We start from the raw sequence: 16316 nt of genomic DNA, 5'->3' as shown, positions 1-16316 counted from the left end.
TCCTGCTGATTATTATTATGCCAGCTGTTTCACCTGTTCTAGAACAGTCGCTTCATCCTGCAGTAAATACAGCTGATCTAAAAAGGCAACTTGGAAACTTCCTGGAGCTGCTGCTTGTTCGGCTGCTTTTTCAGACGCAATCCCATAGAAAGCAAGCGCTCCGATGCATGCTTCTAATACATTTTCCGACGCCCCTGCACATGCTGCCACTACTGCTCCAAGCAAACAGCCAGAACCCGTGATTTTCGTTAACATGCGATGACCATTTGCTACGCTGAATGTCCGCTTGCCATCTGACAGAATATCTGCTTCGCCCGTAGCAATGACAACTGCTTGCAAGTCGTTTGCAATTTGCTGTACCTGATGATGTGAGATACCTTCCTTGTTTCCATCTACCCCTTTCACTTGGGCAGATGTTCCGCCTAGAACAGTGATTTCGCCTGCATTCCCCCGAATTACCGTGACATCTACTTCTGCCAAAATACGGCGGGCTGCTTCCGTTCGATAAGCTGTTGCTCCAACACCTACAGGGTCAAATATAACTGGAATACCAAGTCTATTCGCCTCTTTGCCAGCAAGAATCATTGCTTCTATATCTGCAGCAGCCAGTGTTCCGATATTCAGCAAAAGCGCCTTGGCATGCTGTACCATTTGCGCTGCTTCTTCCTTTGCCGAGGCCATCACCGGTGAAGCACCCAGTGCAATCAAACCGTTTGCTGTAAAATTGATGACAACATGATTTGTTATACAGTGAATCAACGGGTTTGTGTCTCGGACTTGATGTATTACATCAGTATATGCCATTATGCAGTTCCTCCTGTACTGGTACGCTTTGCAGCCGGTAACCCCAATGGTTCGTCGGGCCGTTTCCGTTTCCAAGCTGCAGCGAATATTTGATAGCTGCTGTCACATAGTCTTTTCCGACTTGCACGGCTTCCTGCAAAGATTTTCCTTTTGCTAGCTCCGCCGTAATTGCTGCTGAATACGTACAGCCCGTTCCGTGTGTATGCTTTGTTGGAATGCGCTCCGCTTTATAAGAAGTGAAGCCCTCGCCATCATACAGCCAATCCGCTGCTTCATGCCCTTCCATATGGCCGCCTTTTAAGAGGACAGCTTTCGCCCCGTATTCTTGGACAATCTTTTTGGCTGCTTGCTTCATAGCAGCTTCATCCTCTATTGTCATGCCTGTCAGTTCTTCTGCTTCTGGCACATTTGGCGTGACAAGCGTTGCCAGCGGAACAAGGTATGTCTTCAATGCATCTCTTGATTGCTCGCCCATGAGCGCATGCCCGCTTTTGGCATACATGACCGGATCCATCACATAGGCTGCTGCTGATTTTTCCAGCACGCTGGCTATAACACGCATCATCTCTTCAGAGGCAATCATGCCTGTCTTAACCGCATATGGCTCAATGTCTGAGTAAACCGATTGCAGTTGTTGTTCAATAAATGGTACAGGAATATGATGAAGTGCGTGCACACCTGTTGTGTTCTGCGCAACGAGGGAGGTAATGACACTCATGCCATATACCTCGCGCTCTTGAAATGTTTTTAAATCCGCCTGTATCCCCGCACCGCCTGAAGGATCTGTCCCTGCTATCGTTAGTGCACTTTTCACGTTAGACATGGGCGGCCCCTTTTTCGAGCGGTACCAGCCAGTTTTGTTCTGTAATGGCCATTTCCCAAAAACTATGTTCCAGCATACAGCTCTTCAAGAATGCTTTCCGCGCGCGTTCCTTGGCAGCCGAACCGGCCGTTTCAGCCCATTTATCCAATCTTTTGCAAAGTTCGGCTGTCACATCCGGCATTCCATCTTCATTGTTTGCATAAAACATAATCCACTCTAAAAATGGATTATTCTGGTCCGGCGCCTTTGTTTCGATAATATGCTCTGCCAGTGCCTGATACGTCCATGGACAAGGTAACAGCGCCGCCATCAGTTCTCCCATATCTCCTTGTACAGCGCTGTTCATCATATGAGAAATATAGTGATCGGCTGCGGGAGGGGGTGTCATTTTCTGCAAGTCCTCATAGTCCACACCTGCCACTTTACAAAAGACATTATGCGGATGAATCTCACTGTGCAGAACAAAGTGGATTTGCGATTGAAAGAACGCCATCTCTTCTCTTGTCTCACATTTGCTGACTGCCAAGCCATAAATTCGAGCAAATGCAGTCAAGTACTCATAATCCGCCTTCACGTAATGGATTAATGCTTCGCGCGGCACCTGTCCATTCGCCACCCCTTCAACAAAAGGATGCTGATAAATTGCTTCGAAAACCGGGTTTGCTTCTTCTCTCAACTGTGCAGAAAACATATAATTCTCCTCCTCATTGGAGAAAGCCCTGTTTCGGGTGATTGGCGCCGGGACTATACAAAAAAGCCGCTCCAGAAGTATGGAGCGACTCGTTTACATTGTAATAGTATGTAAGATACACGAATCCGGCTCCACTTCCCTACGCTGGTGTTAACCAGATCAGGTTCAAAGGGATTAAGATTACTCTTATCTCAGCCTAACGGCACCCCTAGTGGACTTCCTCGAAATTCAATTGTCTCCTTTACTATCACATGCACAGATAAGATTGTCAACGGATGTATCAGGTAAAATATTCAATTCGTGACTGCGGAAACATTTTATAAATATTACTGCCAATCACGTCTTTGATTTCTTCTTGTTCATCATTTTGATACACATACTTCCCAATACCATAGCGGCCCCATTTGTACTTCCGCTTATTTTCATCCAGCTCCAGCTTCGACATCGGGTAATTCTTCTGAATAACACGTTTTGCCGGCTTCGTGAAACGATGCTGAATCAATTCAAAGGTCAAGTTCTTTTTGGCATGAGCAGGTAATGCTGCTTCAAGATGCTCCAGCATTTCCGGATATCCTTGCTGCCAGCCTTCATGCAGGTATATCGGGGCTACAATAAAACCTAATGGATATCCAGCTTCGGCTACCTTCACAGCCGCCTCTATTCGATCCTTCAAGCGGGATGTACCTGGTTCAAAGTACTTTATAACATAATCGTCATTAATACTGAAACGGAATCTTGTCCGGCCTTTGTGATCTGCATCAAGCAAATGATCGACATGCGCAAACTTTGTGACAAAGCGCAGCTGACCATGTTCCGAACGGCCAAAGTATTCAATAGCATGCTTGAGTGTATGGGTTAGATGATCAATCCCAACGATGTCAGACGTACAAGAAGCTTCGAAGCGCGTCTCCTCCGGCGCTCTCTCCTTCATATACTGCTCAGCGGCATCAAAAATCTCATCTGTATTTACATACGTACGAATATACGGTTTGGATCCCATCGTCGTCTGCAGGTAACAATAATGACAATGCCCCATACAGCCTGTTGCAAACGGAATAGCATATTCTGCCGATGGCTTGGATGTATCGAATTTCAATGTTTTCCGCACACCAACGACTAATGTTGATTTGGCTGTCCGGTATTTTTGAAAATCGTTATCACCAGGCAGGTTACGCACCTGATTATGAGAAGTTGTTTCGCGTATCTCTACTCCCATATCTTTGAACTTGTCTCGCAGCTTCACACCGAGCGGATATTCCAATGCTCTCGGTTCAATGTAAACAAGCTGCGGTACGAATGGCTTAACCATAATAACCACCTTCGGATAAACCAAAAGCAGACACATAGGCTTCTTCCGCTTCACCAAGATCTTGATAGACCGCCACTTCATCCGTTAACGGATAGTACGTTTCATAAACAAACAAAGCCAGTTCACCAGGTTTCTCTGGATTATGAACAACCGCCGCTTCTTGTATATTGGCAACTCCCTGTGCATGGGGATTGCGAATGATTACATATACAACTTCACCTGCTTGAAAAGTTTCCATTCCAATTGCCTCCTTTGTACATACTGCAACTAGTTTGTACAAGATGACTGCAATACATGTAAAAAAATGAACCCTTTTCCAAGAAGAATTCGTCTACTTCTTAGAGGAGGGTTCCAATGTGAAAAGCTTGATAGCTGTTTTTTTGTTACTAATCCTAGCTTTTATTGGTTACTATTTATTAACCAATTAACTTATACACGAAAACGAGCAATGGAAGTTTGCAATTCTTCTGCTAAGAATGCAAGCGAACTCGAGGAAGCGGCAATCTCCTGCATGGCTGCCAGCTGTTCCTCAGTAGCTGCTGAGACACTCTCCGTTGATGCAGCTCCTTCTTGCGCTACCCCGTTTACTTCCGCAAGAGAACGATCAACAATCTCAGAACCACCGATTAGCCCTTTCAATGCTGCGCCCACTTCTTGGAAATCTTCCACCAAACTTGCTACTGCTGTCTCAATTTGCGTAAAGGAACGACCAGCTTGATCAACAACCCGTGTACCCGCTGTCACTTCATCCGCTGCATGCTGCATCAGTCCGATTGTTTTTGTCGTATCTTGCTGAATATAACTTACTAACGAAGCAATTTGCGCGGCTGCTCCATTTGTCTCTTCCGCAAGTTTCCGTACTTCATCGGCAACGACCGCGAACCCTTTTCCATGCTCACCAGCACGAGCTGCTTCAATCGTCGCGTTCAGCGCAAGTAAATTCGTCTGTGCAGAAATGTCCGTAATCACGCCTGTAATATCACTTATTTCCTTGGAACGCTTATTCAAACTCTCAATCGATTCTGACAGATCCTGTACATGAGATGTAATGGTGTTCATTTGCTGATTCACATCTTTTATTGCACGGCCACCTTCGACTGACAACTCGGATGTCTTTTCAACAGCCATTTCCACATTTTGCGAATTCATAACCAATTTATCTGTATGCTGTTTCATATCGTCCATTGTTGCAGCCGTTACCGTGATAAGTTCCAGCTGCTGGCCTGAACCTTCCGCCAGCTCCTGCATCGTCTTGGCAACATGCTCGGAAGATGTACTGCTTTGCTCAGCACTTGCACTTAGTTCCTCTGAGGAGGCAGCTACTTGCTGTGATGTGTCATGCACGACACGAATAATGGAACGCATGCCATCGGCCATCGTCTCATAGGATTGCATGAGCTGCCCTAATTCATCTCGTGATTGATAGGTACTGCTTGAAGTAAAGTCACCCTCCGCTGCTTTCCCTAATAAATTACGCATCTCCTGAAGTGGATTGCTAATTAGTTTGATGATGAATAATCCCAGACAGACCAGCAATACAATCGCGGCAGCACTAATACCAATCATAATAAATGTGGCATTTCTCACATCATTTACCGCTTGTTGATATGTATCTTTAGCTTCCTTTGTGTTAACTGTTTGAAGGTCCGCTAAAATACCGTTAATTTTATCACGCTGTGGAACTTGCTGTTCTGTATACAATGTAAAAGCATCTTCATTCTCATTTTCCATCGTAAGACGCACGACTTGATCTCGTATATCTTTTAGTTTTCCTCGTTCTGTCTTATACTGCTCGAGCAGTTCCTTACCTTCACTGGATAACTCACTTTTCTCCAAACTATTCACCGATGCTCCAATTTCCTCCATCGATGCTGTTAGTTTTTCATTCAGTTCTTTATTCCGCTCATCATCAGCAGTAAGCATCAACGCTAGAATATACCCATCATTTGAGCGGTTATTAATTCTAATTTCACTAAGGGATAGGTTTGGGACAAGTTTGTCTTCATAAATTTCTCTAGCATCACTAGCAACTTCTCGCATGTTAACAATACCAGCCAAACCGACTCCAACAAGTGCAATAACCCCAACCAAGATAAGAACGAACATCTTTGTTCTAATCTTCATATTCCTTATCACTTTCATCACTCTATCTCCCTCGATATTAGCTATTACACATCCCTAAGTCTGTATAATGACTTTCAATATATCGGCATCCATCATACAAGGTGAAGCACTTTTATAGTTTTTTGTAAAATAATTTGCTTGCCGTCACAAACTTTTCCTTATTAACGAAAAGAACCCTCTTATTAAGCGAATATAATATCACTTAATAAGAGGGTTCTCTTGCTGCTCAAAGAGAAAACAGAGAATCATTAGAAATAGGTTTGGGGTTAGGTTTCCCGATGAAGTAACCTTGTGCTAAATCAATACCTATCTGTTTACAATAGTCTAATTCTTCCTGTCTCTCAATACCTTCTGCAAGCACATTCGTTCCCAGTTCTCTTGCAACCTCGATTACCTTATACAGGAATTCTTGTTTTTCTACGTCTCGGTCACAATAAGATATGTATGCTCTGTCAATTTTAACGAAGTCTGGTTCCAGTTCTTTAAAAAGATCGAGTGTCGCATATCCGGCTCCAACATCATCCAAGGCCACTAGCATTCCTTCGTGTTTGTACCGTTTGAATATACGCTTCAAACGAGCAACATCATCCACCTTTTCCGTTTCCACAACTTCAAATACAAGATCACTTGGATCGATGTGATACTTGTCAACAGCCTGAAAAGTTTGTCTCAAACAAAAGTCAGGATTATAAATAGTAGACGGCAGAAAGTTGATAAAACTCTTTATCCCTTTCGCAATCCTTTCTTCTGCTCTTTTCTTTACTGCTGTCTGTCTCGCACGCTGATCCAGCATAGAAGTGAGGCCTGCTTCTGAAGCAAAAGTAAACAGTGCAGCGGGGGATACTTCAGGCTTATCCGTACGCAACAGATGTTCATATCCGTAAACCTTCTCATTTTCTATCGAGATAATAGGCTGTACATAAGAATGGAACGCCTGTTGATGGATAATCTCTGTGAATTGCGGATAAAGGATACGATGAAGCAGCTCCTCGACAGAAATCATTGGATAGTGATGGGTTACTTTCTCAGCCACCGTACAGACTGCACCACTCACATTCTGGTGACGCAGCGTAAGGAGCATTTGTTCCAGCTGCTGCAATGTAAAGTATTGAAAAATAGAATATGTATCTGTCTGTTTATGCGGATTTCCAATTGCTAAGTTTTTATTTGCAGCAGGCAGCTTCAGCAGCAATTCCCCAGCATGAGGGATATGGAGGACAGTTCCGCACATTGCGCACGCATAGGATTGCTCCATTATGCTTCACTCTTTTCGGCTGCTATAACCTGTACCGCATACGTACGATTTCTAGGTCCATCAAATTCACAGAAGTAAATGCCTTGCCACGTACCGAGGACAAGCTTACCTTCTGAAAGAGATACAACTTGGGCGTGTCCGACAGTACTTGTCTTTAAATGGGCTGCTGTGTTCCCTTCCATATGCCGGTCCTTAGGATGTTCCCAAGGATACACCTCATCAAGCCGGCGCAAAAAATCAATCTTCACATCCGGATCTGCATTCTCATTGACTGTGATGCCCGCAGTGGTATGCATAGAAGAGATATGTACGATTCCCTCCTTGATGCCAATAGATTGAATATAACGCTGAATAGAGTCCGTAATGTCGATCATCTCGTCGTGATGCTTTGTTTCTAAAGGGAAAATGTTCATCGTTCTACCTCCTAATCTATCTCTATACCCAAATTCATTCGACATTCTTCTACAAAATCCTTCTTTAATTAAAAAAAGTGTTCGTTGCGTTCATTTTTGTGCAGCCACAAGAAAAAGCAGCCTGCATTAGCAGACTGCTCTTATAAACTGCGCTGTTTATCAAGTATGGAAGCGAACGATGCGGCAAACTCCTGGCAATTGCGTATATCTTCGTCTTCAGGTGAAAGATCCACCTTGAGACTTTCAGAAACAATCTCCGCTCCGCGCTCCTTAAATTTTTCTTTAAATGTGTCAATAGCGGCACCAAAGCTTGTATAAATGGAGTCACAAGACCCGAAAAGGGCAACGGGTTTGCCTTCTAAGTCGATGTCATCTAATTCATCATAGAAGTCCTCTATTTCATATGGAATGTCTCCATCTCCCCACGTGTAAGTGCCCATTAAGATGCCATCATAATCTGTCAATGTAAATACATCAACCTCATCTATATCAATCTGGAGCTTCGTTACATCCGCTCCTTGCTCTTCTAACGTCTGTTCCATAATGTCAGCCATTTCTTCTGTATTGCCTGACATACTGGTGAATGCAATCAGAACACTTGCCACCTTCATTCACTCCCCTTCATCTGCTCTCATTTTAATTGATAACCATTCTCAATGTCAAATCGAGCGCTTAGGGAGTTTCAGCTTCCTTTGATGGCTTGGTAAGCAAGCTTGAAATTCTTTTTGGTATCTTCACCAAAGAGATTAAGGTCTCCTTCAAAGATTTGATCCACTGTTAGCTGATAAGCTTCCTCGACAGTACAGCCGCGGGTATTCAGCAGCAGGCGAAAGTAGGATAAGAAATATTCCTCACTCAAAATTGCTGCGTTCTTCATCATATTCATACTACCTTTCCTTATGAAACCATGTCACTAGCGTAACACAGGTTCTGGGGTATAATACAGGATACAGCAATATATGCGAAAAGAGAAGGTTTGTTCATGAAGATATATCTTGCAATCGGGTGTGGCGGCAGCATCGGGGCACTGCTTCGCTACCTTGTCGGAGTAGTTATTCCGCAAACAGGAAATTTCCCCATTGGTACACTTATCATTAATACCATCGGCTGCTTCCTAATGGGGTATTTCACTAACCTGGTTAAGCAGCGTTACTTTGCTCAAAAACAAGCGCTGGCAAAGGCACTGACTACTGGAATGGTCGGTGCTTTCACAACATTCTCGACAGTCAGTCTGGAAGCTGCTTTGCTTCTACAAGAAAATATGGCAAGTGTAGCACTAATTTACTTGATAATCAGCTCTGCGGCTGGATTGGGAGCACTTATGTTTGGCTTGCAGCTAGCACCAAATCCAGCACAAAGGAGGCGGTCAGCATGACTATCATTTTCGTGCTCCTCGGAGGTTGGCTCGGTGCCATTGCGCGCTACGAGATCAGCAGGCAAGGACAACATATATGGAAGAAAGACTTCCCGCTTCCGACTTTGCTGACAAATGCAGCTGGTTCCTTTTTGCTTGGGCTTGTGTACCAGTTAAATTGGGGTGCAGAATGGCAAAACTTCCTCGCCGTAGGTTTTTTAGGTTCTTTTACAACTTTCTCCACTTTCCATCTGGAGCTTGTACAATTAGGGAGTAAAAGAAAAATCGCTGCAGCTATCAGTTATGTGCTAGGCAGCTATGCAATTGGTATAACACTAGCAATAATCGGCTTATCCACGTAAAAAGGGGCACTGCTCTTGGCAGTACCCCTTCCGTATCAGTAATTGTCTATCGTGTTGCTGTCTTGCGCGTTGTGCTGATCTATCGGTTTTCGGACGATTGCCAAGATACCTGCAACCAAGTAAAGAATGGACGTTACAAACGATCCAAACAAAGTTAAAATTGCTGACAGCACCGCTGTAACAATAAATACTACACCAGCAGCTGTTGATCGGCTGTTGCGGCGTAACAAAACAATACCAACGATACCGAGAATAGCTGAAATCGCACTAACAACAACGAAATACCACCCTAAACCGCCTAAAAAGCTGCTCATAATATCTGCATCTTCCGTTGTAATCGTAGGATCATTGTATAATTCCTGCGAGATGTCATCTCCAGCTACACCAATCAATATCCCAGTTAAGATAGCACCTAATGCATTAAGTACAACACCGATAATTCCCAAAACCTTTTCTGCAGTACGTTTAATCATGCTGTTTCTCCTCTCTTTTCGTCTATTCGATATGCTGTGCTGGTCTTCTAGCCAATACCATCACACCAGCAATAAGATACAACATTCCGCCGATGAATCCGGCTAAAAATGTTGCAATGGATCCTACTAACGATACGATGATCAACATAACTCCTAGGCCTGTTTGCTTGCGGTTAGCCTTCAGTTTAACCGCTGCAACAATACCGAGAACGGCACAAATCAGACCTACGGCAATAACAAATGCGCCTAAGGTATTTGCCATATCCGCAACCATTCCAGTATCAACCGCCTGGTCTACGCCGCTATCCAGAATTTCCTGGCGAGCAGCTTCCGGGTCGTATGCAGCCAAACGAATCCAAGTCGAGATTGCAGTATAAAGGAAGACGACCGCACCAATGGTGGCAAGTACTTTCTCCGCTGTACGTCTTAGCATGTTCCTCCTCCTTCCTGCAATTACTTCTTAATAAGTTTCCCCTCTATCATTATATTGCTCAACTGGCTTACGCACAATCGCCATGATGCCAGCAATCAAATAAAGTATGCCGCTGATGAAGCCCATAAAAATAGATAAAACAGTTCCAAGTACTGCTGTAATGATAAGCAGGATACCTGCGCCCTTCGCAGGTTTATTATTTTTCAGCATCGCCAGGGAAACAAAACCGAGAATTGCACAAATAACGAGTACGATGATCATCCATATTGATACGCCGCTCATTAGATCTGTAAATGCTTCCGCTTGATCTTGTGTTAAATCACCTTGGCTTGTAAGCTGGTTTGTCGTGGTCTCTTCTGAAGCACCTAATCCCAATGCAGTCCAGCCACCAACGATTAGAAATAATACCGCTCCGATAATAACTAACACTTTTTCCGCTGTTCTTTTTACCATAAAAATTCCCCTCTCCTATTGATTTAATTACCTGCTACATCACGTTTTGTGAACAATACCCAACCTATTACAAGGAAGACCAGATAATACACAATAATGGTTACAACCGAGAATGTAAGGGTCAAATCCTCAATAATCTTATACCCTGTTGTAAATTGAGTTAAGTCAAGATTTGAGAATAAAACATATTTCCCAAAAGCTTTATCGGAAATAAACGGAACAACAGAGCTTCCAACAAACATTAAGAAAATTGCTGTTCCAATAGCTAATGCCCCATTACGCAAAGCAGCAGAAATCATAAAGGCAAATGTTGCCCAGACAACCAGTTTCACTAGCTGCAAGCCGTAGTCTTGTGCAATCCGAATCCAGACAGATGTTTCGACAACTTCTCCGTCCTTCACTTGGAGCATGACTCCGTCTCCTCCGAGACCGAAGAACAGCATGCCGAATAACCAAGAAAAGATGAATAATACAATCAGTGCAGTTAAAGCAAACAGGAGCACGCTTGTATATTTCGCAAAGAAAATCTTTGTCCTTGATGCAGGACGTATTAATAACAGTTTAATAGTACCCCAACGAAATTCATTCGCTATGATGCCGCCTGCAACGATGATCGTCAGCAAGCTGAGCACACTTGTCATGAAATTACTTTGATAAAGAAAATCCCAAGCTGTTGTTCCTTCAGGTTTCAAATCATTTTCTATTCGGTAGTTGTTAATTAAGATCTGGGTGCCTGTAGCATCATATTCTGCCAAATCCTGATTTTCCTGCTGCAGATCCTGCTTCCAAGTTGCATCATCATAATTTGCGATAAATCCATCTGCAGTCCGCATAATGAGTGCAAATCCCAATACGACAACTACAAGTATGCCAAGCATAATCCAAGTTGCTACCTGGCTGTACAGTTTGGTCTGCTCATTCCGCACCAGTTGGAAAAAGTTACTACTCAATGACATTCTCTCCAATCACGTGTAAGAATTTATCTTCCAGTGTCTTCCGCTCAACTGCAACCCCATACATCTCAATATCAGCTACGGCTAAAGCCTTAATAATTGATGGTATCTGATCACGGGAGATCGGGAATAACAGCTGATTATTATTGTCAACCGCCGCAATACCAAATTGCTCTTGAAGCAGCTGTTTGGCCGTTTGAAGCTGCGCTGCTGCACAATCTATCTTCACCATTTCTTCTGGCACGTCTCCGTCCGTACTACGGACTTCCTGGATAGAAATCAGTTCGCCATTCTTTAAAATACCGATACGATCACACATTAACTCCATTTCCGAAAGCAAATGGCTGGAAACGATAACTGCCACGTTTTCTTCTTCTGCTAATTTGCGAATATAATGGCGGATTTCACGGATACCGGATGGATCTAATCCGTTTGTCGGCTCATCTAGTATTAATATTGATGGTCTATGTAATAATGCCTGTGCAATACCAAGACGCTGCCGCATTCCTAATGAATACCGCTTCACTTTCTGGTTAATGCTTTTTTCCAATCCAACGAGCTTCACAACTTCATCAATACGGTCTCTCGTTATTCCTGGAATCATGCGGGAAAAGACAAGTAAATTCTTGTAACCAGACATAAATCCGTATAATTCTGGATTCTCTACAATTGCCCCTACATGCCGGATAGCACCTTTGAAATCTGATTTAATACTTTTCCCCTGGATTCGTACGTCTCCTTCCGAGATACGAATAAGACCTACCATCATGCGGATTGTTGTTGTCTTACCCGCTCCGTTTGGACCTAGGAATCCAAATACTTCACCCGGCTGAATATCAAAGTTCAAGCCTTTTACAATTAATTTCGAACCAATCTGCTTTTTCAAGCCAATCAGCTGCATGGCCGGTTCTGCCATTTTTTCACCCTTCCTGTAACAATTTTGTCATCCTTCCATAATATGTACGGAGCACCTTGGCTGTTTGTTTCACTTTTCTATAAAAAAACACCATGAATCATAGAATTCATGGTGCTGTACGTATCAATTAGAAAGTTTTTTGCGTCGATTCCATACATAAAGAGCTGCCCCAGCTGCCAGTAATGCAATACCCCAAGCAAAGATATTACCAATTGGAGATGCTGTATCTGGCAGACGCTTACCTTCTTGTTTTACCGTTTCTGCAGCAACCTTAGCTGGCACTGCTACTGCCTTTTCTTTGACTGGAGCTTCGTGTGTGTACAAAGGCACTGCCGCTTCAGTCTCTGGAACTTCCAACACCGGCGCCTTTGTGACTAAATCAGAACCAAAAAGCTCACCCGTAATTGTGAAGTTAAGCAAATGGTTTCCTTGCGTATCAAGCAGATCTACTAGCAAAACACGATTCTCTAAATCTGTCACTTTGAGTAACTCTTCCATTGTTACTGCCGTTTTTGTGTCGCCATCAACCAAATAGAAAACGGCTTTCATTTGGAAAATCCCCATCAGGTCATCCCAGATTGCAATCAGCTCTTGTCCTTGCGCTTCCGTCAATTCTGTGGAAGTCTCGAAGTTGCCGAGAGCTTCTGCGCGTGCAGCAATATCCTCCAAACCTGTAATAAAGGCTTCCGGATCATGCAGCACTACTTCTTCCATATACGCATATGCTCGGAAGAATTCCCCTTTACTTATGCCGATTAAATCAAGAAACGAACCAGCCATTTCCCAATAATCATCTATTGAGATTTCGCCGTAGCCTGTTGCTTCGTATACAAATTCAGCGAGTTCATCATAGCTTTGGAAGTCTTCCAGCTTTTTATCATTATCAGCTAATAGCTGATTGAATGCTTCCTGTGTCAGTTCGATTTCCTGTAAGAGAAAATGCAAGGACACACCGTTGACTTCGTTATAAATTACTTCATATATGTCATCCATGCTGATATAGCTATGCAAATCCAGTCCGTTTGCAGCAAACAAACCCGCAAGTTCTTTCTCCGTTAATCCGAGTTCCTCCGTTAATCCTTGAAGGTTTTCAGAGGTTGCAGGGTCTCCCAATAACCAGTTCAAATCGGAATAAAGCAGAATATCAGCCGGAGTATATCCTTTTTCAGCCAAACCCACTTCTGTCAACGCTTTCGTGATATCTTCTACTGTATAACCTGACTCATCCAAGAAAGTCTGAAGGTTCTCTTCTGTGACAGGCTCTCCTAACCATCCCCGTAATTCTTCCATCGAGCTAGCTTCATATTCTTCGATGGTCCCCCACTCAAAATCTTTTAAATACTGGTTCAAACCTTTTACATCTGTTCCAAGCGCAGCCGCATAGGCTTCCAGCTCTTGTTTGTTAATGGCAGCAAACGCTGTCTGCGGTGCCACCGCTTGCAAGCAAAGCAAAACCATGATTATTCCAACCAATAGCTTCTTTGTCACGTACGTTTCCTCCTGGAAATTTATTTAAGTAATTCCAGATAATTATAATCTTGAGGTGACAGCTTGGCTACATTTATTTTCACAAGATCTGATTTATTAATCTAAAAATCGAAAAACCCCTTCGCAAAGGGGTTTTTCGACAATTATTTCAAAGATATACCCATGCGTTTGGACCGGACTTGCATCCCCATTTTGACATAGAAGTCTTCCGCTCGGTTATTGAAATTCCATACATTCAATTCAATTTCGGTGGCGCCTATCTTTTTACCGTGACGTTTGATTTTCTCGAATAAATGGCCGCCGATTCCTTTCCCGCGCATATCAGAGCGAACACAAAATTCCTCGATAAAAATATGGGCCTTATGCGAAACTGTTTCGCTCGTAATCCGTATAGTAGCAAAAGCCATTACTTCCTTCGCTTTTTCTACGAGAAAAACTTTCTTGTTATCTAAGTATATATTACTCTCGAACACATGCTGATCCAGCGGTTCTGCCTTTTTGGCGAAATACTCCGGCTGATGCTCATAATGTGTGTTATATAATTCCTTGTAAAGAATCGCAATTTGCTCATAATCTGATAACTTAGCTTCGCGTATCTTAAACATAGGCTTCACCTCTGCAGCTTGTAGTCTCGCTAACCAGTTTATCATGTTCATCCCCCTCCGTCATAAAACTAATTGAAATAAACTGTCTCTAGCAGAGAAAACGCTTCTTATAAGCCATTTCTCCACAAGATAGAGGAATCCCTGCGCCACTTTGACAAGTTCCGGCGTGTATAGGAAAATAGAAGGAATGAAAGGAGGTGAATGCAGATGTTTTACGCTTTTTGGAACGTATTCGCTGAAGATTTTACTTCGTTGGTTTTCTATATCGGGCTAACGATGACTGTTATCTTGGCCCACAAGACGACAACTAGTGTTGCCAGCCATTTTCGCTCCTCAGAAGCGATGCATTGGCAATATATTTGTCCAATAGATAATCGGTACTATCATATGCCGGAGCATATTGCGCACAGCAGACCAATTATCTGTTGGCTGATTCGCATAACGATGCGAAAAGATGGTCCAGATGATGATAGTGAAGCGGAGTCCTTGTTGTATGTAAAGAATAACCATTCGATACAACAAGGAGGAAATCAAATATGCAACGCACATCTGTATTCACTTTCTTTAAAAAGTACGGTATTATATTAAGCTCTCTTACCCTCGTACTCTTGCTGGCAGGATGCCAAGGAGAAAATGGGGCGCCATCTGATGGCAGCTGGTTCAATCACTATTTTGTAGATCCCTTTTCTTACTTGATTAAATTAATTGCCAGCTATATGCATGATGACTACGGAATCAGCATTATCTTCATTACATTAGCAGTTCGGCTTGTCTTGATGCCCTTTATGCTGATACAGCAGAAAAAAGGGTACGAAACGCAGGAAAAGATGAAGCTTTTCAAACCTGAATTGGATGCAGTACAGGCGAAATATAAAAACAAGACAGATGCCGAGTCACGCCAGAAACAACAGCAGGAAATGATGCAATTGTACCGTAAGCACGGCATGAATCCATTCTCTGCTATGGGCTGTCTGCCTCTGCTGATTCAAATGCCATTTTTATTCGGCTTTTATTCTGCGATTCGCAGCACACCAGAGATTGCAACACATGATTTCCTATGGTTCAATCTCGGTACAGCCGATATCAGTCTTACCATTATTGCAATGGCAATTTATTGGCTGCAGTACCGCGTTTCTCAGATTGGTGTCGATCCAGCCAGACGACAGCAAACACGCCTGATCGGTATCATTTCACCGCTTATGATTGGGTTTATTTCATTCAGTTCTCCAGCTGTACTGCCTTTGTATTGGGCAGTTGGCGGTATCTTCGTCATCTGTCAGACATTATTGGCAAAAAAACTATTTCAAAAGAAAAATTGAGCATAGAAAAAACCACCTCTCCAATCTGGAGAAGTGGTTTTTTGTTTTTATTTATTGTACAACGTTAACTTTCAAATCTACATCGATGTTGCCGCGAGTTGCTTTGGAATACGGGCAGAACTGATGTGTTTTTTCTAAAAGATCTTCCGCTTCTTCCTGGGAAACGCCTTTCACGTCTACTGTGATAGCAGCAGCAATTTTAAAACCGTCACCATCTTTTAATAGGCTTACATCAACAGAAGTTTCTGTCTCAACGCGTTTACGTTCAGCTCTTGCTACATGGTTGAAAGCACCGTCGAAACAAGCAGAATATCCCGCTGCGAATAATTGTTCTGGATTAGAACCTTGCTGGTCTTTCTTGCTGCCCGGCTGGACAAGATCAAGATCAATCAATCCATCGTCAGATTTCACATGCCCTTCACGTCCACCAGTTGCTTTTGCGTGAGATGTAAATAATACGTCACTCATGTTCATTCACTCCTACTTCGTTTATTAGTTTTAAAAAAACTGCATACAATGTTATTACTTCCTTTTTACAGCT

The 16316-nt window shown here is 43.1% G+C and carries 22 protein-coding genes and 1 riboswitch; of the genes, 4 read left to right on the top strand and 18 right to left on the bottom strand.

Annotated elements, in window-relative coordinates:
- Nucleotides 1-15 precede the first annotated feature (15 nt).
- The 10 genes from thiM to KS242_RS02530 form a co-directional block, all read right to left on the bottom strand.
- A complete protein-coding gene (thiM, locus tag KS242_RS02575) occupies nucleotides 16-807 on the bottom strand; it encodes a hydroxyethylthiazole kinase (RefSeq protein ID WP_371747621.1) in 792 nt (263 codons plus the stop codon).
- Nucleotides 791-1627, bottom strand: a complete 837-nt coding sequence (gene thiD, locus KS242_RS02570) for a bifunctional hydroxymethylpyrimidine kinase/phosphomethylpyrimidine kinase (protein WP_217322886.1) — start codon at nucleotides 1625-1627, stop codon at nucleotides 791-793. The genes thiM and thiD overlap by 17 nt, the downstream gene beginning before the upstream one ends.
- Nucleotides 1620-2318, bottom strand: a complete 699-nt coding sequence (tenA, locus tag KS242_RS02565) for a thiaminase II (protein WP_217322885.1) — start codon at nucleotides 2316-2318, stop codon at nucleotides 1620-1622. The genes thiD and tenA overlap by 8 nt, the downstream gene beginning before the upstream one ends.
- A gap of 119 nt (nucleotides 2319-2437) precedes the next feature.
- Nucleotides 2438-2538: riboswitch (TPP riboswitch) on the bottom strand.
- Nucleotides 2539-2598: 60 nt separating this feature from the next.
- Complete coding sequence (gene splB, locus KS242_RS02560) at nucleotides 2599-3627, bottom strand: spore photoproduct lyase (RefSeq protein WP_217322884.1); 1029 nt, start codon at nucleotides 3625-3627, stop codon at nucleotides 2599-2601.
- On the bottom strand, nucleotides 3620-3865 hold the full coding sequence (locus tag KS242_RS02555; RefSeq protein ID WP_217322883.1) for a transcriptional regulator SplA domain-containing protein: 246 nt from the start codon (nucleotides 3863-3865) through the stop codon (nucleotides 3620-3622). The genes splB and KS242_RS02555 overlap by 8 nt, the downstream gene beginning before the upstream one ends.
- 191 nt (nucleotides 3866-4056) lie before the next feature.
- On the bottom strand, nucleotides 4057-5769 hold the full coding sequence (locus tag KS242_RS02550) for a methyl-accepting chemotaxis protein (RefSeq protein ID WP_217322882.1): 1713 nt from the start codon (nucleotides 5767-5769) through the stop codon (nucleotides 4057-4059).
- A 208-nt stretch (nucleotides 5770-5977) separates the two neighbouring features.
- Entirely contained in the window at nucleotides 5978-7006 is a 1029-nt protein-coding gene (locus tag KS242_RS02545) for an EAL domain-containing protein (RefSeq protein ID WP_254391784.1), read from the bottom strand.
- Nucleotides 7006-7419, bottom strand: coding sequence for a secondary thiamine-phosphate synthase enzyme YjbQ (locus KS242_RS02540; RefSeq protein WP_217322881.1), 414 nt, complete (start codon nucleotides 7417-7419; stop codon nucleotides 7006-7008). Before KS242_RS02540 ends, KS242_RS02545 begins: the two co-directional genes overlap by 1 nt.
- Before the next feature lie 140 nt (nucleotides 7420-7559).
- Complete coding sequence (locus KS242_RS02535) at nucleotides 7560-8024, bottom strand: flavodoxin (RefSeq protein WP_217324034.1); 465 nt, start codon at nucleotides 8022-8024, stop codon at nucleotides 7560-7562.
- Between the two features lie 77 nt (nucleotides 8025-8101).
- Nucleotides 8102-8305: a hypothetical protein gene (locus tag KS242_RS02530; protein ID WP_217322880.1), complete on the bottom strand. Its 204-nt coding sequence runs from the start codon at nucleotides 8303-8305 to the stop codon at nucleotides 8102-8104.
- Between the two features lie 96 nt (nucleotides 8306-8401).
- Between KS242_RS02530 and crcB (KS242_RS02525) the strand changes: the two genes are divergently transcribed.
- Both crcB (KS242_RS02525) and crcB (KS242_RS02520) read left to right on the top strand, forming a co-directional pair.
- Entirely contained in the window at nucleotides 8402-8794 is a 393-nt protein-coding gene (crcB, locus tag KS242_RS02525; protein WP_217322879.1) for a fluoride efflux transporter CrcB, read from the top strand.
- Nucleotides 8791-9135, top strand: coding sequence for a fluoride efflux transporter CrcB (gene crcB / locus KS242_RS02520; protein ID WP_217322878.1), 345 nt, complete (start codon nucleotides 8791-8793; stop codon nucleotides 9133-9135). Before crcB (KS242_RS02525) ends, crcB (KS242_RS02520) begins: the two co-directional genes overlap by 4 nt.
- A gap of 35 nt (nucleotides 9136-9170) precedes the next feature.
- On the opposite strand, the gene KS242_RS02515 is transcribed toward crcB (KS242_RS02520), so the two are convergent.
- The 7 genes from KS242_RS02515 to KS242_RS02485 all read right to left on the bottom strand — a co-directional run bounded on the left by KS242_RS02515 (nucleotide 9171) and on the right by KS242_RS02485 (nucleotide 14501).
- Nucleotides 9171-9608, bottom strand: a complete 438-nt coding sequence (locus KS242_RS02515; RefSeq protein ID WP_217322877.1) for a DUF4064 domain-containing protein — start codon at nucleotides 9606-9608, stop codon at nucleotides 9171-9173.
- A gap of 22 nt (nucleotides 9609-9630) precedes the next feature.
- Complete coding sequence (locus KS242_RS02510; RefSeq protein ID WP_217322876.1) at nucleotides 9631-10041, bottom strand: DUF4064 domain-containing protein; 411 nt, start codon at nucleotides 10039-10041, stop codon at nucleotides 9631-9633.
- Between the two features lie 27 nt (nucleotides 10042-10068).
- Nucleotides 10069-10494 carry a DUF4064 domain-containing protein gene (locus tag KS242_RS02505; RefSeq protein WP_217322875.1) on the bottom strand — a complete coding sequence of 142 codons (426 nt, stop codon included), beginning with the start codon at nucleotides 10492-10494 and terminating at the stop codon, nucleotides 10069-10071.
- 23 nt (nucleotides 10495-10517) lie between these two features.
- A complete protein-coding gene (locus tag KS242_RS02500) occupies nucleotides 10518-11444 on the bottom strand; it encodes an ABC transporter permease (protein ID WP_254391783.1) in 927 nt (308 codons plus the stop codon).
- Nucleotides 11437-12363: an ABC transporter ATP-binding protein gene (locus tag KS242_RS02495; RefSeq protein ID WP_217322873.1), complete on the bottom strand. Its 927-nt coding sequence runs from the start codon at nucleotides 12361-12363 to the stop codon at nucleotides 11437-11439. Before KS242_RS02495 ends, KS242_RS02500 begins: the two co-directional genes overlap by 8 nt.
- Nucleotides 12364-12486: 123 nt before the next feature.
- Complete coding sequence (locus tag KS242_RS02490; RefSeq protein ID WP_217322872.1) at nucleotides 12487-13851, bottom strand: processed acidic surface protein; 1365 nt, start codon at nucleotides 13849-13851, stop codon at nucleotides 12487-12489.
- 143 nt (nucleotides 13852-13994) lie between these two features.
- Entirely contained in the window at nucleotides 13995-14501 is a 507-nt protein-coding gene (locus tag KS242_RS02485; protein ID WP_217322871.1) for a GNAT family N-acetyltransferase, read from the bottom strand.
- 162 nt (nucleotides 14502-14663) lie between these two features.
- Here KS242_RS02485 and KS242_RS02480 point away from each other — a divergent pair, with 162 nt between their 5' ends.
- A complete protein-coding gene (locus KS242_RS02480; RefSeq protein ID WP_217322870.1) occupies nucleotides 14664-15044 on the top strand; it encodes a hypothetical protein in 381 nt (126 codons plus the stop codon).
- Nucleotides 14993-15775, top strand: a complete 783-nt coding sequence (yidC, locus tag KS242_RS02475) for a membrane protein insertase YidC (RefSeq protein WP_217322869.1) — start codon at nucleotides 14993-14995, stop codon at nucleotides 15773-15775. Before KS242_RS02480 ends, yidC begins: the two co-directional genes overlap by 52 nt.
- Before the next feature lie 51 nt (nucleotides 15776-15826).
- Here yidC and KS242_RS02470 read toward each other — a convergent pair whose 3' ends face one another.
- Complete coding sequence (locus KS242_RS02470) at nucleotides 15827-16243, bottom strand: organic hydroperoxide resistance protein (RefSeq protein WP_217322868.1); 417 nt, start codon at nucleotides 16241-16243, stop codon at nucleotides 15827-15829.
- Nucleotides 16244-16316: the final 73 nt, after the last annotated feature.

It is taken from the genome of Terribacillus sp. DMT04 (genome assembly GCF_019056395.1).
Taxonomy (GTDB): Bacteria; Bacillota; Bacilli; order Bacillales; family Amphibacillaceae; genus Terribacillus; species Terribacillus aidingensis_A.
Note: the sequence above shows the minus strand (reverse complement) of the source record. Positions and strands in the feature narration are given on the sequence as shown.